We start from the raw sequence: 14882 nt of genomic DNA on the forward strand, positions 1-14882 counted from the left end.
AGCCTTTCCCCTGTGGCATCACGTGCGTCATCACACCCCAATGAGGCGTCACATTAACGCCTCCCTCGGTCACCGTCAGGGCGCCGGGGTTTCTCGGAGCGGGGCCGGCGGTCCTGGTACGTAGTCAGGGTCCACCTGGGCCGCCAGGTCCTTGCCCATGCGGTCGTTCGCCCAGGCATGGGCGTTGCGGAGGTGGAAGTCGACCGCGTGGCGGTGGAGGCGGGGCCAGTCGCGGGGCTGCGCGTCGACCGTTTCGCGCAGGACGTTCAGCGCGTGCCGGTTGTGGGGTTCCAGGTCACCGCGCGCCCGGCCCTGTTCCGCCGCCCTGACCCAGGGGGACTGCACCAGGTGCGTCAGCAGGTCGTCGCCCACCTGTTCCTTGAGGAAGAGCAGGTCGTCCTCGCACGTGACCTTGTTGCCGACGACCGCGACCTTGATGCCGAACTGCTCGGCGTGGTCGCGGTACTGGCGGTAGACCGAGACGCCCTTGCGGGTCGGTTCGGCCACCAGGAACGTGACGTCGAAGCGGGTGAACAGGCCCGACGCGAAGGCGTCCGCGCCCGCCGTCATGTCGACCACGACGTACTCGCCGGGGCCGTCCAGCAGATGGCCCAGGTACAGCTCGACCGCGCCGAGCTTGGAGTGGTAGCAGGCCACCCCCAGGTCGGACTCGTCGAACTCGCCCGTGACCATCAGCGGGACGCCACCCGCCCGGCCGACGTGCCGGGCGTGCAGCGCGTCGTCGCCCAGGGGACGCAGCAGACGGGAGCCGCGGCCCGGCGGGGTGGTCTTGAGCATCGCCTCCGCGGAGGTGATGCGCGGGTTGTCACCCCGGAGGAAGTCCTTGATGTCCGTCAGGTGCGGGCCCAGGGGGACGGCGGGTCGTTCCTCGGGGCCCAGCGCCTCGGCCAGGTGCTGGTTGATGTCGCCGTCGACGGCGAGCACGGGGGCGCCGGAGCGCGCCAGATGGCGGGAGAAGAGCGCCGACAGCGTGGTCTTGCCGCTGCCGCCCTTGCCGACGAACGCGACCCTCACGACCGGCCCACTGTTTTGAAAATGGATGTCATGTGACTAGGTTTTAGGGAGTGATCGTCGCCACTGTCAAATTGCCTGCGCCGACCGGCGGACGTCCCGCGTCAGGCCGGCAGGCGTGTGTCGATCACGCAGCTGATCTCGACCGCCTGCCCGGGGAAGGTCAGTTCGGTGACGCCCAGGGCCGTGCTGACCGGGCGGTGGGTACCGAAGTAGGCCCGGTTGCCCGCGGCCACCGCGTCGGCGTTGCGCACCAGGTCCACCACGTACAGCGTCTGGGAGACGATCTGGTTGCGGGTGGCGCCGTAGTGGGCCAGGACCCTGTCGAGATTGACGTAGGTGCGCGCCAACTGGGCGGCGATGTCGTCCTCGGGGTCGAAGTCGCCCGCGTCGTCGAAGGAGAGCTGGCCCGAGACGTGGATCAGCTCGCCCGACCTGATCGCCTGCGTGTAGCCGAAGTGCTTCTCCGCCGGGATGCCGTGGTCGTAGAGGTCGAGGGTGCTCATGGTTCCCGTCCTTCCGTCGAGCCCGGATCCGCTCCGTGCTCTCTTGTGGTTACAGGGGAACCGTAGGAGAGTGAACGCCGACCTGGAAGAACGCACTTTTCGGTGACAGGGGAACCAGATGGTGACCAAGCAGCTCAGGGACGTGCCGGAGAACGCGGACCTCCGGCGGGCGGACTCCCTGGCGCGGGAGATCTTCTCGGACGTCGCCAACAAGTGGGCGCTGCTGATCATCGAGGCCCTCGGCGAACGCACCCTCCGCTTCAGCGAGTTGCGCGACGAGGTCGAGGGCGTCAGCCACAAGATGCTGACCCAGAACCTGCGGATGCTGGAGCGCAACGGCCTGGTCGACCGCAAGGTGCACCCCACCGTGCCGCCCAGGGTCGAGTACACGCTCACCGAACCGGGCCGGGCCCTGCGCGCCACGGTCGACCTGATCTGCGGCTGGACCCACCAGTACCTCGGTCACATCGAGGCGGCCCGGGGGCGGTTCGGCGCCTGACCAGGCCCGGGGGCGTCAGCCCGCGACCAGTTCCCGCACCGGACGCGGCGCCGGCGCCTGTTCGGTCCGCGAGGTCCGGTACAGCCACAGCACGTCCCGGCCGAACGACCACACCAGCAGGCCCAGGGCGAGGGCGGCGACACCGAAGTTGGCCGCGTAAGGCAGCAGACCGGAACCCGCCAGCAGCAGGAGCACGCCCTGCAGCGCGGCGACCGTCTTGCGGGCCGTGCTCGGCGGGAGGGCCGCGGTCAGCCAGGGCCACACCCGGGCCGCGGCGACGAAGACGTACCGCATGCCGCCGATCAGCAGCACCCACGGGCCCAGTTCCATCGAGACGTACACGCTGAGCACCAGGATCAGGAACGCGTCGACCTCCATGTCGAAGCGCGCGCCGAGCGGAGTGGAGGTGCCGGTGCGGCGGGCGACCTTGCCGTCGACGCCGTCGAGGATCAGCGCCACCGCCGTCAGCCCGACGAACAGCGACACCGGCGGCGAGCTCTGGAAGGAGTCCGCGACCAGCGCGGTGACACCGCCGACGAGGGTGGCCCGGCCGAGGGTGACCCGGTTCGCCGCGCCGAAGGAGCGCAGCCGGGAGCGGTGCAGGGCCCGGGAGAGCACCGCCCAGGTGGCGATCGCGAACGCGAGGCCGCTCAGCCAGCCCGCCGGGCCCATCCCGATCGCCGTGCCGATCAGGGCCAGCAGCAGGACCTGTACTCCCGCCCCCACGGCGGTCTCCTGCTGTACGAGCCTCGCGTCGTAAGTGTTGTTCAGGGCCACCGAACACCCTCCGGCCGTGTGACAGAGTCGATCAACGCCGCTACCTTGTGCGCGGCCTGTGCACCCCTCGGTACGCAAGCAGCTTCCCGATCGTTCAGGAGGACTTCGATGAAGCACACCGGACGCGCGTTCTGGATCGACTCGCCTGGCCGAGGCGTGATCCGGGACGTCGCCCTGCCGGAGCCCGGCGAGGGCGAGGTGCTGGTCCGCACGCTGTTCTCCGGTGTCAGCCGCGGCACCGAGACCCTGGTCTTCCGCGGCGGCGTGCCCGAGAGCCAGCACACCGCCATGCGGGCCCCGTTCCAGGAGGGCGACTTCCCGGGCCCGGTGAAGTACGGCTACCTCAACGTCGGCGTGGTGGAGGAGGGTCCCGACGCGCTCACCGGGCGGACGGTGTTCTGCCTCTACCCGCACCAGACCCGGTACGTCGTGCCGGCGAGCGCCGTGACGCCCGTCCCGGACACCGTGCCCGCCGAACGGGCCGTGCTCGCCGGGACCGTGGAGACCGCCGTCAACGCCCTGTGGGACGCCGCGCCCCTGATCGGCGACCGGATCGCCGTGGTCGGCGGCGGCATGGTCGGCTGCTCGGTCGCCGCCCTGCTCGCCCGCTTCCCCGGCGTCCGCGTCCAGCTGGTCGACGCCGACCCGTCCCGCGCGAAGACGGCCGAGGCGCTCGGCGTCTCCTTCGCCACCCCGCAGGACGCCGACGGCGACCGCGACCTGGTCGTCCACGCCAGCGCCACCGAACAGGGCCTCGCCCGGTCCCTGGAACTCCTCTCCGCCGAGGGCACCGTCGTCGAACTGAGCTGGTACGGCGACCGGAAGGTCAGCCTGCCGCTCGGCGAGGCCTTCCACTCCCGGCGCCTGACCATCCGCTCCAGCCAGGTCGGCACCGTCTCCCCGGCCCGCCCCGGCCGCAGCTACGCCGACCGGCTCGCCGTCGCCCTCGACCTGCTCGCCGACCCGGCGCTCGACGCCCTCGTCACGGGCGAATCCGCCTTCGAGGACCTGCCCGACGTGCTGCCGGGACTCGCCTCGGGCGAGATCCCCGCCCTGTGCCACCGCGTCCGTTACGACGAGAGCGATTGACGCATCGGCTGACGATTCGTTCCATCCGGTACGACATCGGCGGGGCAAGAGCGCCTGACCTGAGAAAAGACGTAGCCGACACTGAACGGGGGAAGGGAAGCAGCCGTACTACCCGGCATCCCCGGCAGCCATCAGCGGGGGAGCAGACGCGCCGCACCTGGAGGGTCGTCCGTTGTTCAGCATCACCGTCCGCGATCACATCATGATCGCCCACAGCTTCCGCGGCGAGGTCTTCGGACCGGCGCAGCGCCTGCACGGCGCCACGTTCCTGGTGGACGCCACGTTCCGGCGCGAACAGCTGGACGAGGACAACATCGTCGTCGACATCGGGCTGGCCACGCAGGAACTCGGTGCCGTGGTCAGCGAGCTGAACTACCGCAACCTCGACAACGAGCCCGACTTCGCCGGGGTCAACACCTCCACGGAGTTCCTGGCCAAGGTCATCGCCGACCGGCTCGCCGAGCGCATCCACAAGGGCGCGCTGGGCGAGGGCGCCAAGGGCATCGCGGGCCTCACCGTCACCCTGCACGAGTCGCACATCGCCTGGGCGAGTTACGAGCGTGCGCTGTGACCGACACGACCGTCGAGCGGCCCGGGCCGGCCGGACCCGCACCCGCGCGCCTCAACTACGTGCCCGTGCAGCATGCCGCCCTGAAGAACGCCGAGATCATCCCCATGTCCCTGCGCACCGTGCACTTCGTGCTGCCGGGCGGCGTCGACGACCCGGCGGCCCCGAGCGGCGGCAACGCCTACGACCGGCGGGTCTGCCTGGACCTGCCCGGCTTCGGCTGGCAGGTGAACAAGCACGCCGTGGCCGGCCGGTGGCCCCGGCCCGGGGCCGCCGCCCGGACGGAACTCGCCCGCGCGCTGGCCGCGTTGCCCGACGGCGCCGCCGTCCTGCTCGACGGGCTCGTGGCCTGCGGTGTGCCGGAGATCGTGGTACCGGAGGCGGAGCGGCTGCGCATGGCCGTGCTCGTCCACCTCCCGCTCGGTGACGAGACCGGGCTCGACGCGACGGTCGCCGCCGAACTCGACGCCAGGGAGCGGGCGGTGCTGCGGGCGGTGGACGCGGTGATCGCCACCAGCGACTGGGCGGTCCGCCGCCTCGTCGCCCACCACGGCCTGCCCCCGGAGCGGGTGCACGTCGCCGCCCCCGGCGCCGACATCGCGCCCCTCGCGCCCGGCACCGACGGCGTGTCGCGGCTGCTGTGCGTGGCCGCCGTGACCCCGCGCAAGGGACAGCACCGGCTGGTGGAGGCGCTGGCCACGGTGACCGACCTGCCGTGGAGCTGCGTGTGCGTCGGCGCCCTGACCCAGGACCCGGAGTACGTCGCCCACCTGCGGTCCCTCATCGCGCGGCACGGCCTTCAGGACCGGCTGGAGCTCGCCGGGCCGCAGTCCGGCGCCGCGCTGGACGCCAGTTACGCCACCGCCGACCTGATGGTCCTCACCTCCTACGCCGAGACATACGGCATGGCCGTGACCGAGGCGCTGGCCCGGGGCATCCCGGTGCTGGCGACGGACGTCGGCGGCCTTCCCGAGGCGGTCGGCCGCGCGCCCGACGGCGGGGTGCCCGGCATCCTCGTGCCGCCGGAGAACCCCGCCGCCATCGCCGCCGAACTGCGCGGCTGGTTCGGCGAGGCGGACGTACGACGCCGGCTGAAGGCCGCCGCCCGCAGCCGCCGCGCCGCCCTCGACGGCTGGGCGACGACCGCACAGAGCCTGGCGGCTGTCCTGCGCCGGCTCCCGACCGAACCCCGGAGGGCCGCATGACGAACCCGGCGACGACGAAGCGGAGCGGGCCGATCCCGGCCCAGCCCGGGCCCGGCGAGGCCGTGGAGGCGAAGAACGGCATGATCCCCGCGGCCCTCGGCGGCATGTCCGGCCCGACCGGCCCCGGTGGCCCGTCCGGCCCCGGCGGCATCGCCGGTCCCGGTGGCCCGTCCGGCCCCGGTGGCCCGTCCGTTCCGACCCACGCCGGTGGCGCGGTCATCCCCGGCGCCGGTCCCAGCGGCACGCCCGGTACACGGCCCACCGTCAAGCTGCGGGAGGCCGCTCCCGACGACCCGCCCCGGTACGCGCCCGAGTGGCTGGAGCTGCGGGAACCGGCCGATGCCGCCGCCCGGGCGCACGACCTGCTCGATCCGCTGCGGATCCGGCTCGCCAACCTGCCGGGCAAATCGGGCGTCGTCATCCACGACCTGGGCTGCGGCACCGGCTCGATGGGCCGCTGGCTCGCCCCCCGCCTGGACGGCGCGCAGCACTGGATCCTGCACGACCGCGACCCCTATCTGCTGCACTTCGCCGCCGTGGCGTCCCCGCGCTCGGCCGCCGACGGCAGCCGGGTCAGCGTGGAGACCCGGCGCGGTGACGTCGCGCGGCTCACCGCGGACGCCCTGCACGGCGCCTCCCTGGTGACGGCGTCCGCCCTGCTGGACGTCCTCACCCGCGAGGAGATCGACACGCTCGCGGCCGCCTGCGCCGGGGCCGGCTGCCCCGCCCTGCTGACGCTGTCCGTCGCCGGGCGGGTGGAACTGACCCCGCCCCACCCGCTCGACGCGGAGATCGCCCGGGCGTTCAACGACCACCAGCGCCGGGACGGCCTGCTCGGCCCCGACGCGGTCACGGTGGCGGCCGAGGCGTTCTCCGCGCACGGCGCGACCGTACGGCTGCATCCGAGCCCCTGGCGGCTCGGGCCCGAGCAGGCCGCGCTCACCGAGCAGTGGCTGCGCGGCTGGGTCGGCGCCGCCGTCGAGCAGCGTCCCGAGCTGCGGGCCGAGGCGGAGGTCTACCTGAACAACCGCCTGCGCCAGTGCGCGGCCGGCGAGCTGCGCGTCACGGTCCACCACACCGACCTCCTGGCCCTGTGCCGCCCGGCGGACGGAGCGTCATGACCCCCCAGGCGACGGGCACCCGCCCCCGGCCCCACGGCACGGCGGCCGCCGCCCCACCGGCGACGCACCCGGCGCCGGAAACGGCGCCCCCGACTCCGGCTCACCGGCCGGGGGAGGAGGACGCGGCCCGCCCCGCGGGGAGCCCGGACGCCGCCCGCCCCGCAGGAAGTGCGGACGCGGCCTGCTCCGCGGGGAGGCCTGACACGGCCTCTCCCGTGGGGAGTGCGGACGCGGCCCGCTCCGTGGGCAGCCCGGACTCGGCCCGCTCCGCCGAGGTGCCCGGTGCCCCGTCGTCCACGGCCGGGTCGGAGGTGTCCGGGTCCCGCGCCGGTGACTCGGGGCGTGGCCCGCTGCGGGTCCTTCTTGCCCGGCTCGGCTCTCGCAAGGCCCGTACGCGGATCGGGACCGTCGCCGGCGTCGCCATCATCACGGTGCTGTTCTGGCGGCTCGGCACCGGCGCCTTCCTCGACGGGCTGCGCCGGATCGACGCCGTGACGCTGCTGCTCGCGCTCGGCATCGGCGCCGTCACCACCGTGTGCAGCGCGTGGCGGTGGGCGCTCGTCGCCCGGAGTCTGCGCATCCGGCTGCCGTTCGGGCCCGCCGTCGCCGACTACTACCGCGCGCTGTTCCTCAACGCGGCCCTGCCCGGCGGCGTCCTCGGCGACGTCCACCGGGCGGTACGGCACGGGCAGAGCGAGGGGGACCTGCGGCGCGGCGTGAAGGCCGTCGTCCTCGAACGGACCGCCGGGCAGCTCGCGCTGTTCGCCGCGGCCGCGGTCGTCCTGCTGACCATGCCGTCCCCGGTGCTCGCCCAGGCCCGGCACGTCGCGCCGCTCGCGGCCCTGGCCGGACTGGGCGCCCTCGCCGTCGTCCTCGCCCTGCGCATGAACCGGCCCTCGCGGGCGCCCCGCGGCGGGAAGGTCCGGGCGCTCCTCGCCGAGGCCCGCGAAGTCCTGCTGTCCCGGCGCAACGGACCCGGAGTGCTTGCCTCCTCCGTGGTCGTCCTGGCAGGTTACGTCGCCATGTTCGTCCTCGCCGCCCGCGTCGCCGGGACCACCGCCTCCGTGGCCGTCCTGGTGCCGCTCGCCGTGCTCGCCCTGCTGGCGATGGGACTGCCCCTGAACGTCGGCGGCTGGGGCCCGAGGGAGGGCGTCACCGCCTGGGCATTCGGCGCCGCGGGCCTCGGCGCCGGCCGGGGACTCGCCGTCGCGGTCGTCTACGGGGTGCTCAGCCTCGTGGCGAGCCTGCCCGGCCTGATCGTCCTCGTCGCCCGCTGGTACGCGAACCTGCGCGCCACCGACGGGACCGCGGCCGAGGCAGCCGGCCGGACCCGGATCGCCCCGGACCCGGACCCGGGTACCGGCCTCGTGCCCCGGCGCGGCTACGCCTCGGAGGTCAGCATCGAGAAATACGTGCCGAAGGAATCCGCGAGGCTCGCCAGGAGTTCCTTCCCCTTTTCCGCCGAACCCAGCGAAGGACGGCCGATGACACCGGAATCGGTATAGGCAGACATGCCGAGGGTGAGCAAATGACGCCGGTCGTCAGCGACGAAATCGGAGGTCTCATAACCGGGACGGAGCATTTCGGGATGAGCGTGCAGAAGGATGGAGGTTTCTATTTCCCCCGCGTGCATGTCGGTGAGCAGCGAAGTGACCACACCCGCCCGCTCCCGCGCCGCCTCCCAGTCCTCCGGGGCCGGGAAGAGCGCCATCCGCTCGCCGCGGGCGTTGGACTCCTGAACGACGTTGCCCAGCACGTAGTTTCCGCCGTGCCCGTTGACCACCACCAGGGCGTCGACCCCGGACCGGCGGAGCGAGGCCGCTATGTCCCGTACCACCGCATGAAGGGTCACCGAGGAGATGCTGACGGTCCCCGGCCAGGCCGCGTGCTCGTGCGAGCACGAGATCGTCACCGGAGGAAGGAGGTGCACCGGGTACGCGCCGGCTATCTCCCGCGCGACGGCACAGGCGACGAGCGTGTCGGTCGCCAGGGGAAGGTACGGACCGTGCTGCTCGAAGCTCCCCACGGGAAGCACCGCGACCTGCCGTGAGACATCGGCGCCCCGCGTCCGTACGTCTTCCGTGGTGTCCGCCGGCACCAGATCACTCATCACGTCACGGCCTTTCGTCTCTGCTTAGGAACTCGAGAATCATGACAGAAAAAATAGGCGTACTCGGCAAGAAGTCACCGCAGCGCACCGGCGTGGAACGCGTCGTGAATGCACCCTTGCCCACCGTGTACGGCGCATTCCAGGCGATCGGCTACATGGACCACGACCGCGGTGACGAACAGGTCGCGCTCGTCCATGGTGAACTCGGCACCGACGGTGTCCTCGTCCGGCTGCACTCGGAGTGCCTCACCGGTGACGCCTTCGGCTCCCAGCACTGCGAGTGCGGCGACCAGTTGGACGCCGCCCTGCGCGCGGTGGTCGCCGAGGGCGCCGGTGTCGTCGTCTACCTCCGAGGGCACGAGGGCCGCGGCATCGGCCTGCTCGCCAAGCTGCGCGCGATGGCCCTGCAGGCGGAGGGCCTGGACACCGTCGAGGCCAACCTCGCGCTCGGTCTGCCGGTCGACGCCCGCGACTACGGCGTGGCCGCCCGCATCCTGGACGACCTGGGCGTGCGCTCGGTGCGCCTGATGTCCAACAACCCGCGCAAGCGCGAGGCGCTGGTGGACCACGGCATCAGCGTCGCCGAGCAGGTGCCGCTGCTGATCCCGCCGTGCGAGAGCAACATCACCTATCTGCGCACCAAGCGGGAGCGCCTCGACCACCACCTGCCCCACCTGGACGCGGTGGTCAGCTCCTCCTGAGACGCCGGGCCCCGTGCCGGTGCCCCACGACGTGACCTGGGCGAATCCGTACGCGACCCGTAGTCGGGCCGCGTACGCTTCGTGAACGTCCGCCCCTTGAGCGCCGGCCCGGAGCGGCCGGCGCCTCACGTCCGGAGGCTCACCCGGTATGACCGAGCTCCATCTGTGGCTGCGCCACGAGGCCCGAACGACCGAGCGCCGCACGCCCGTCGTGCCCGACGACGCCCGGCGCCTGGTCGACAACGGAGTGGAACTGACCGTCGAGGAGTCCCCGCAGCGGGTCTTCCCGATCGAGGAGTACGAGGCGGCCGGCTGCCGCGTCGCCCCCGCGGGCTCCTGGGAGTCGGCCCCGCGGGACGCCGTCGTGCTCGGCCTGAAGGAACTGCCCGGCGAGCCAGCCGCGCTGACGCACCGTCACATCTTCTTCGGCCACGCCTACAAGGGCCAGCCGGGAGCGGCGGACCTGCTGGGCCGCTTCGCCGCCGGCGGCGGGACGCTGTTCGACCTGGAGTATCTGGTGGACGACTCCGGGCGGCGCCTCGCCGCCTTCGGCTTCTGGGCCGGCTACCTGGGCGCCGCCCTGGCGGTGCTGCGGCACCGGGGCCGGCTGCGGGCGCCGCTCGTCCCCACGACCAAGGCCGAGCTGGACGAGACCCTCGAGCCCGCCGGCGCCGGCCCCGACTTCACCGGCCTGGTCGTCGGCGCGCTGGGACGCAGCGGACGCGGCGCCCGGACCGCCTTCGCCACCGCCGGCGTGGACCCCACCTGCTGGGACCTCGCCGAGACCCGCGACCTGGACCGCGCGGCCCTGCTGCGGCACGACGTCATGGTGAACGCGGTGCTCGCCACCAGCCCCGTCCCGCCCTTCCTGCGCGAGCAGGACCTCGACGCCCCCGAGCGCCGTCTGCGCACCCTGTGCGACGTGACGTGCGACGTCGGCTCGCCGCTCAACGTCCTGCCGGTGTACGACGAGACCACCAGCTGGGACGAGCCGGCGCGGCGCCTGCGCGATCAGCCGCCGCTGGACCTGATCGCCATCGACAACCTGCCCTCCCTGCTGCCGCTGGAGTCCAGCACCGACTTCTCGGCCGCCCTGCTGCCCCATCTGCTCGACTTCGGCGTCACCGGGCCCTGGGGGCGCTGCCTGGACCGGTTCCGTCAGGCCGGCCGTGAGTACGGCTTCGACAAGGGGGACGACCTTGACCACTGACCCGGTACCCGCGAGCGGCACCGTCCACTGGATCGGCGCGGGCCTGTCCACCGGCAGCGGGCTGGCCGCGCTGTGCGACAGCGCCGAGCACGTACGGCTGTGGCACCGCACCGAGAGCCGCGCCGCCGACGCCCTGGGCCGGCTGGGCCTGGCCGGACGGGCCGAGCCGCGCGCCTACACGCTGTCCGCGCTCGCCGCCGAACTGGCGCCCGGCGATGTCGTGGTGTCCATGCTGCCGGCGCCGGAGCACGCGCCGCTGCTCGCCGAGTGCGTCCGGCTGGGGGCCCACTTCGCCTGCTCCAGCTATGTGTCGGAGGCGGTGCTGGAGCAGGTGCCCGCCGCCGAGAAGGCCGGGGTCGTCGTCCTCACCGAGGCCGGACTCGACCCGGGCATCGACCACCTCTTCGCGCACGACCTCGTCGCCCGGGCCCGGGACGCGATCGGCGACGAAACGCCCGCCTCGTACTCCCTCACGTCGTACTGCGGCGGCGTCCCCGCCGAGCCGAACGACTTCACCTACCGCTTCAGCTGGGCACCCGCCGGCGTCCTCAACGCCCTGCGCTCCCCGGCGCGTTACATCGACGACGGCGCCGAGACGGTCGCCGAGCGCCCCTGGGAGGCGACCCGGCGGCATGTGGTCGACGGGGAGACGTTCGAGGTCTATCCCAACCGCGACAGCGTCCCCTTCGTCGCGCAGTACGGGCTGCCGGAGGCCTGGTCGGCGCGGACGTTCGTCCGGGGCACCCTGCGTCTGGAGGGCTGGCTGCGCGCCTGGGACGCCGTGTTCGAGGAGCTGAAGCGGGGCGACGACACCCGGATCGCCGAACTGGCCCGGGAACTGGCCGCCAGGTATCCGACCACGGACGACGACCGGGACCGGGTCGTCCTCGCCGTCTCCCTGGACGTGCGGTCCGCCACGGGGGAGAGCTGGTCCGGCGGCTACCTGCTGGACCTGGTGGGTGACGCCCGGGAGAGCGCGATGGCCCGCTGCGTCTCGCGCACCCTCGCCCTGGGCGTCCGCCACGTCCTGGACGGCTCCCTGCCGCCGGGCCTGAACCGCGCGGCCGAGACGGCGGCCCGGTCGCGGCAGTGGCTGCGGGAACTCGCCCGCGACGGAGTCGAGTTCGCGCTCCGCGTCGACCGCTAGCCGGGGACGGGGCCCGTCAGGGCCTCGTGCACCAGCCGCTTGAGGTCCTTGAAGACCGTGTGCGAGGTCCTGGGCCGCACCTGCGTCATGAACTGCACCGTCAGGTCGCGGCCCGGGTCCACCCAGAACGTCGTCGTGGCCACCCCGCTCCAGCCGAAGGCACCGAGCCCGGACGGCACCTGCGTACGGCTCGGGTCGATCACCACCGAGCAGTTGAAGCCGAAGCCCATCCCCTCGTTGCCGGGCTCGTCGTGGACGGGGCGGCTGCCGAAGGCGCGCAGGTCGGCGCCGCCCGGCAAGTGGTTGCGGCTCATCAGGTCCACGCTCTGCGGGCTGAGCAGCCGCACGCCGTCCAGTTCGCCCCGGCGGCGCAGCAACTCCATGAAGCGGTGGTAGTCGTGGGCCGAGCACACCATGCCCCCGCTGCCCGACAGGAACCGCGGCCGGCCCCGCAGCGGCAGCCCGGGGATCGGCTCGATGCCGCCGCCCTCCTTCTCGCCGTACATCTCCGACAGTCGCGGTGCCTGTTCGTCGGTGACGTGGAAGCCCGCGTCGGTCATGCCGAGGGGCCCGAAGATCCGCTCGGCGCAGAACGCGTCCAGCGGCCGGCCGGAGACGACCTCGATGACACGGCCGAGGACGTTGCTGGCCACCGAGTAGTTCCACTCGGTGCCGGGCTCGAACTGCAGGGGCAGGCTCGCGTACACCTCGATGGTCTCGGCCAGGTCCGCGCCCGGCGGCACGGACGATTCCAGACCGGCCCGGCGGTACAGGGCGTCGACGGGGTGGGAGTGGTAGAAGCCGAAGGTGAGACCCGAGGTGTGGGTCAGCAGGTGCCGCACGAGTATGGGGCCCGCGGCCGGGCGCGTCCGCACGTCGTCGGCCGAGCCGCCGGCGTAGACCCGCGGCTCGGCGAAGGCCGGCAGATGGTCGGCGACCGGGTCGTCCAGCGACAGCCGGCCCTCCTCCACGAGCAGCAGCGCGGCGACCGCGGTGACCGGTTTCGTCATGGAGTAGACCCGCCACAGCGTGTCGGGCTCGACGGGGAGCCCGGCCGCGATGTCGCGCGAGCCGTGCGTGGCGAGGTGGGCGACGCGTCCGCCGCGGGCGATCGAGACGAGGAAGCCGGGCAGCCGCCCCTCGTCGACGAACCGGGCGAAGTGCCGGTCCAGACGCTCCAGCACCCGCGGGTCAAGCCCCGCCTCGGCCGGTTCGACCTCTTCTCGCAGTGGTGCCATGGTTCTTCCTCCGTCGCGCTCGTCGGGGTGAGATCCGGCATACCCCGCCGCCTGCGATCCCATCCTGCTGCAGGAACCCTTCATGATCGCCCAGGAATCGGTGCGTGAACGCGACGACGTCGAAAAGGGGCGTGGGAGCCGCTCACGGCTCCCACGCCCCGCACCCGGCGGCAGCGGCCGTCAGACGGTCACCTGGTCGGGGCGGGCCGCCGGACGCACCGTGCGCTCGCCCAGCGCCTCGGTCGGCACCCGGTGGGTCTCCCGGGCCGACAGTGCCGCGATCACCGGCGGCACGCACAGCGCCGCCGTGAACAGGGCCACCGCCGACCAGTCGTCCCCGTCCGGCCCGGCGATCCGCGCCGCGAAGGTCACCGCGAAACCGGCCGCCGCGAACCCGATCTGCGTGCCGATGGCCACGCCCGACAGCCGCACACGGGTCGCGAACATCTCGCCGTAGAAGGCGGGCCACACCCCGTTCGCCGCGCTGTAGACCACGCCGAAGCACAGGACGCCCGTCAGGAAGACCAGCGGGTAGGAACCCGTGGAGACCGCCCACAGGTACAGGAACATCGTCACCGCGCTGCCGGCCGCGCCGATCAGGAACACCGGGCGGCGGCCGATCCGGTCGGAGAGCGTGGCCCACAGCGGGATCGCGGCGAGCGCGACGACATTGGCCAGGGCACCCACCCACAGCATGGCCGTACGGGACATGCCGACCGCGTCGCTCGTGGCGTACGCCAGCGCCCACACCGTGAAGATCGTGCTGACGGAGGCGACGAGCGCCCCCGCGATCACCCGCAGCACGTCCGCCCAGTGCTCGCGCACCAGGACCAGCAGCGGCATCTTCACGACGCCCTCCTGGGCCGCCTGCCGGGCGAACGCCGGTGTCTCGTCCAGCTTGCGCCGGATGACCCAGCCGGCGACGGCGACCGCGACGCTCAGCCAGAACGGCACCCGCCAGCCCCAGGACAGCAGCTGCTCCTCGGGCAGCGCGGCGACCGGGATGAAGACCAGCGTGGCCAGCAGCTGACCGCCCTGGGTGCCGCTGAGCGTGAAGCTGGTGAAGAAGCCGCGCCGGTGCGGTGGCGCGTGTTCCAGCGTCATGGAGTTGGCGCTGGCCTGCTCGCCCGCGGCCGAGATGCCCTGCAGCACCCGGCACAGCACCAGCAGCACCGGAGCGAGGGTGCCGACCTGGTCCCGGGTCGGCAGACAGCCGATCAGGAACGTGGACAGGCCCATCAGCATCAGCGTGAAGACCATGATCTTCTTGCGGCCGAGCCGGTCGCCGACGTGACCGAGGACCAGCGCGCCGACCGGACGGGCCGCGTAGGCGACGCCGAACGTGGCCAGCGACAGCAGGGTCGCCGTGGCCGGGTCGGACTCGTCGAAGAACACCTCGGGGAAGATCAGCGCGGCGGCGCTGCCGTAGATGAAGAAGTCGTAGTACTCCAGCGCGCTGCCGATCCAGGCGGCGGTGGCGGCTTTCCTGGGCTGACCGGGCGGGGCGGCGGCCCCTCGGGGCGTGGCGGGGACGGACACGGCGGCTCCTTAGGGGGCTCCACCATGGGCGGAGCGGGCACGGACGAGCAAGGTGACGAGCAGAGGGGGACGTGCCGGATCGCGGCCAATTAACCCACTGGGTAGTTAGTAGGGGATGGCCAGTGATGCTGCGCCCGAGT

14 protein-coding genes and 1 pseudogene are annotated in these 14882 nt (G+C 73.0%); 9 read left to right on the forward strand and 6 right to left on the reverse strand.

What is annotated here, in order from left to right:
• Positions 1-75: 75 nt before the first annotated feature.
• On the reverse strand, positions 76-1035 hold the full coding sequence (locus CHR28_RS12655; protein ID WP_094053678.1) for a nucleotide-binding protein: 960 nt from the start codon (positions 1033-1035) through the stop codon (positions 76-78).
• Between the two features lie 101 nt (positions 1036-1136).
• On the reverse strand, positions 1137-1538 hold the full coding sequence (locus CHR28_RS12660) for a RidA family protein (protein WP_094053679.1): 402 nt from the start codon (positions 1536-1538) through the stop codon (positions 1137-1139).
• A 118-nt stretch (positions 1539-1656) separates the two neighbouring features.
• Here CHR28_RS12660 and CHR28_RS12665 point away from each other — a divergent pair, with 118 nt between their 5' ends.
• Entirely contained in the window at positions 1657-2037 is a 381-nt protein-coding gene (locus tag CHR28_RS12665; protein WP_094053680.1) for a winged helix-turn-helix transcriptional regulator, read from the forward strand.
• Positions 2038-2052: 15 nt separating this feature from the next.
• Here the strand turns inward: CHR28_RS12665 and CHR28_RS12670 are convergent, their stop codons facing one another.
• Positions 2053-2814, reverse strand: coding sequence for a CDP-alcohol phosphatidyltransferase family protein (locus CHR28_RS12670; protein ID WP_094053681.1), 762 nt, complete (start codon positions 2812-2814; stop codon positions 2053-2055).
• Between the two features lie 108 nt (positions 2815-2922).
• Between CHR28_RS12670 and CHR28_RS12675 the strand changes: the two genes are divergently transcribed.
• The 5 genes and pseudogenes from CHR28_RS12675 to CHR28_RS12695 form a co-directional block, all read left to right on the forward strand.
• On the forward strand, positions 2923-3903 hold the full coding sequence (locus CHR28_RS12675; protein WP_094053682.1) for a zinc-dependent alcohol dehydrogenase: 981 nt from the start codon (positions 2923-2925) through the stop codon (positions 3901-3903).
• A 172-nt stretch (positions 3904-4075) separates the two neighbouring features.
• Positions 4076-4474 (forward strand): 6-pyruvoyl trahydropterin synthase family protein, encoded by a 399-nt coding sequence (locus tag CHR28_RS12680; protein WP_010043117.1) that lies wholly within the window; start codon positions 4076-4078, stop codon positions 4472-4474.
• Positions 4471-5676, forward strand: coding sequence for a glycosyltransferase family 4 protein (locus tag CHR28_RS12685; protein ID WP_094053683.1), 1206 nt, complete (start codon positions 4471-4473; stop codon positions 5674-5676). Before CHR28_RS12680 ends, CHR28_RS12685 begins: the two co-directional genes overlap by 4 nt.
• The gene (locus CHR28_RS12690) at positions 5673-6797 is read left to right on the forward strand and encodes a class I SAM-dependent methyltransferase (RefSeq protein WP_094053684.1); all 1125 of its coding nucleotides are present in this window, start codon (positions 5673-5675) and stop codon (positions 6795-6797) included. The genes CHR28_RS12685 and CHR28_RS12690 overlap by 4 nt, the downstream gene beginning before the upstream one ends.
• A pseudogene (locus tag CHR28_RS12695) lies at positions 6794-7990 on the forward strand (lysylphosphatidylglycerol synthase transmembrane domain-containing protein); the annotation flags it as partial. The gene CHR28_RS12690 and the pseudogene CHR28_RS12695, both read left to right, overlap by 4 nt.
• 188 nt (positions 7991-8178) lie before the next feature.
• Here the strand turns inward: CHR28_RS12695 and CHR28_RS12700 are convergent.
• Positions 8179-8907 (reverse strand): creatininase family protein, encoded by a 729-nt coding sequence (locus CHR28_RS12700; RefSeq protein WP_094053798.1) that lies wholly within the window; start codon positions 8905-8907, stop codon positions 8179-8181.
• A gap of 41 nt (positions 8908-8948) precedes the next feature.
• Between CHR28_RS12700 and ribA the strand changes: the two genes are divergently transcribed.
• From ribA to CHR28_RS12715, 3 genes are all read left to right on the forward strand, one after another.
• Positions 8949-9608, forward strand: coding sequence for a GTP cyclohydrolase II (ribA, locus tag CHR28_RS12705; RefSeq protein WP_094053685.1), 660 nt, complete (start codon positions 8949-8951; stop codon positions 9606-9608).
• A 148-nt stretch (positions 9609-9756) separates the two neighbouring features.
• Positions 9757-10818, forward strand: a complete 1062-nt coding sequence (locus tag CHR28_RS12710; RefSeq protein ID WP_094053686.1) for a saccharopine dehydrogenase — start codon at positions 9757-9759, stop codon at positions 10816-10818.
• Positions 10808-11965: a saccharopine dehydrogenase family protein gene (locus CHR28_RS12715; protein ID WP_094053687.1), complete on the forward strand. Its 1158-nt coding sequence runs from the start codon at positions 10808-10810 to the stop codon at positions 11963-11965. Before CHR28_RS12710 ends, CHR28_RS12715 begins: the two co-directional genes overlap by 11 nt.
• Here the strand turns inward: CHR28_RS12715 and CHR28_RS12720 are convergent.
• Positions 11962-13203 (reverse strand): serine hydrolase domain-containing protein, encoded by a 1242-nt coding sequence (locus CHR28_RS12720; protein WP_094053688.1) that lies wholly within the window; start codon positions 13201-13203, stop codon positions 11962-11964. The genes CHR28_RS12715 and CHR28_RS12720 overlap by 4 nt on opposite strands.
• Before the next feature lie 180 nt (positions 13204-13383).
• Complete coding sequence (locus CHR28_RS12725; protein ID WP_094053689.1) at positions 13384-14742, reverse strand: MFS transporter; 1359 nt, start codon at positions 14740-14742, stop codon at positions 13384-13386.
• Positions 14743-14882: the final 140 nt, after the last annotated feature.

Origin of the sequence: Streptomyces sp. XY006, from assembly GCF_002237655.1 — a bacterium.
GTDB lineage: Bacteria > Actinomycetota > Actinomycetes > Streptomycetales > Streptomycetaceae > Streptomyces > Streptomyces levis.

Bases quoted from the DNA above. Each gene is read 5' to 3' on its own strand.
- CHR28_RS12660 (WP_094053679.1), bottom strand. From the start codon at position 1,538: ATGAGCACCCTCGACCTCTACGACCACGGCATCCCGGCGGAGAAGCAC.
- CHR28_RS12665 (WP_094053680.1), top strand. From the start codon at position 1,657: ATGGTGACCAAGCAGCTCAGGGACGTGCCGGAGAACGCGGACCTCCGG.
- CHR28_RS12675 (WP_094053682.1), top strand. From the start codon at position 2,923: ATGAAGCACACCGGACGCGCGTTCTGGATCGACTCGCCTGGCCGAGGC.
- CHR28_RS12690 (WP_094053684.1), top strand. From the start codon at position 5,673: ATGACGAACCCGGCGACGACGAAGCGGAGCGGGCCGATCCCGGCCCAG.
- CHR28_RS12700 (WP_094053798.1), bottom strand. From the start codon at position 8,907: ATGAGTGATCTGGTGCCGGCGGACACCACGGAAGACGTACGGACGCGG.
- ribA (WP_094053685.1), top strand. From the start codon at position 8,949: ATGACAGAAAAAATAGGCGTACTCGGCAAGAAGTCACCGCAGCGCACC.
- CHR28_RS12710 (WP_094053686.1), top strand. From the start codon at position 9,757: ATGACCGAGCTCCATCTGTGGCTGCGCCACGAGGCCCGAACGACCGAG.
- CHR28_RS12720 (WP_094053688.1), bottom strand. From the start codon at position 13,203: ATGGCACCACTGCGAGAAGAGGTCGAACCGGCCGAGGCGGGGCTTGAC.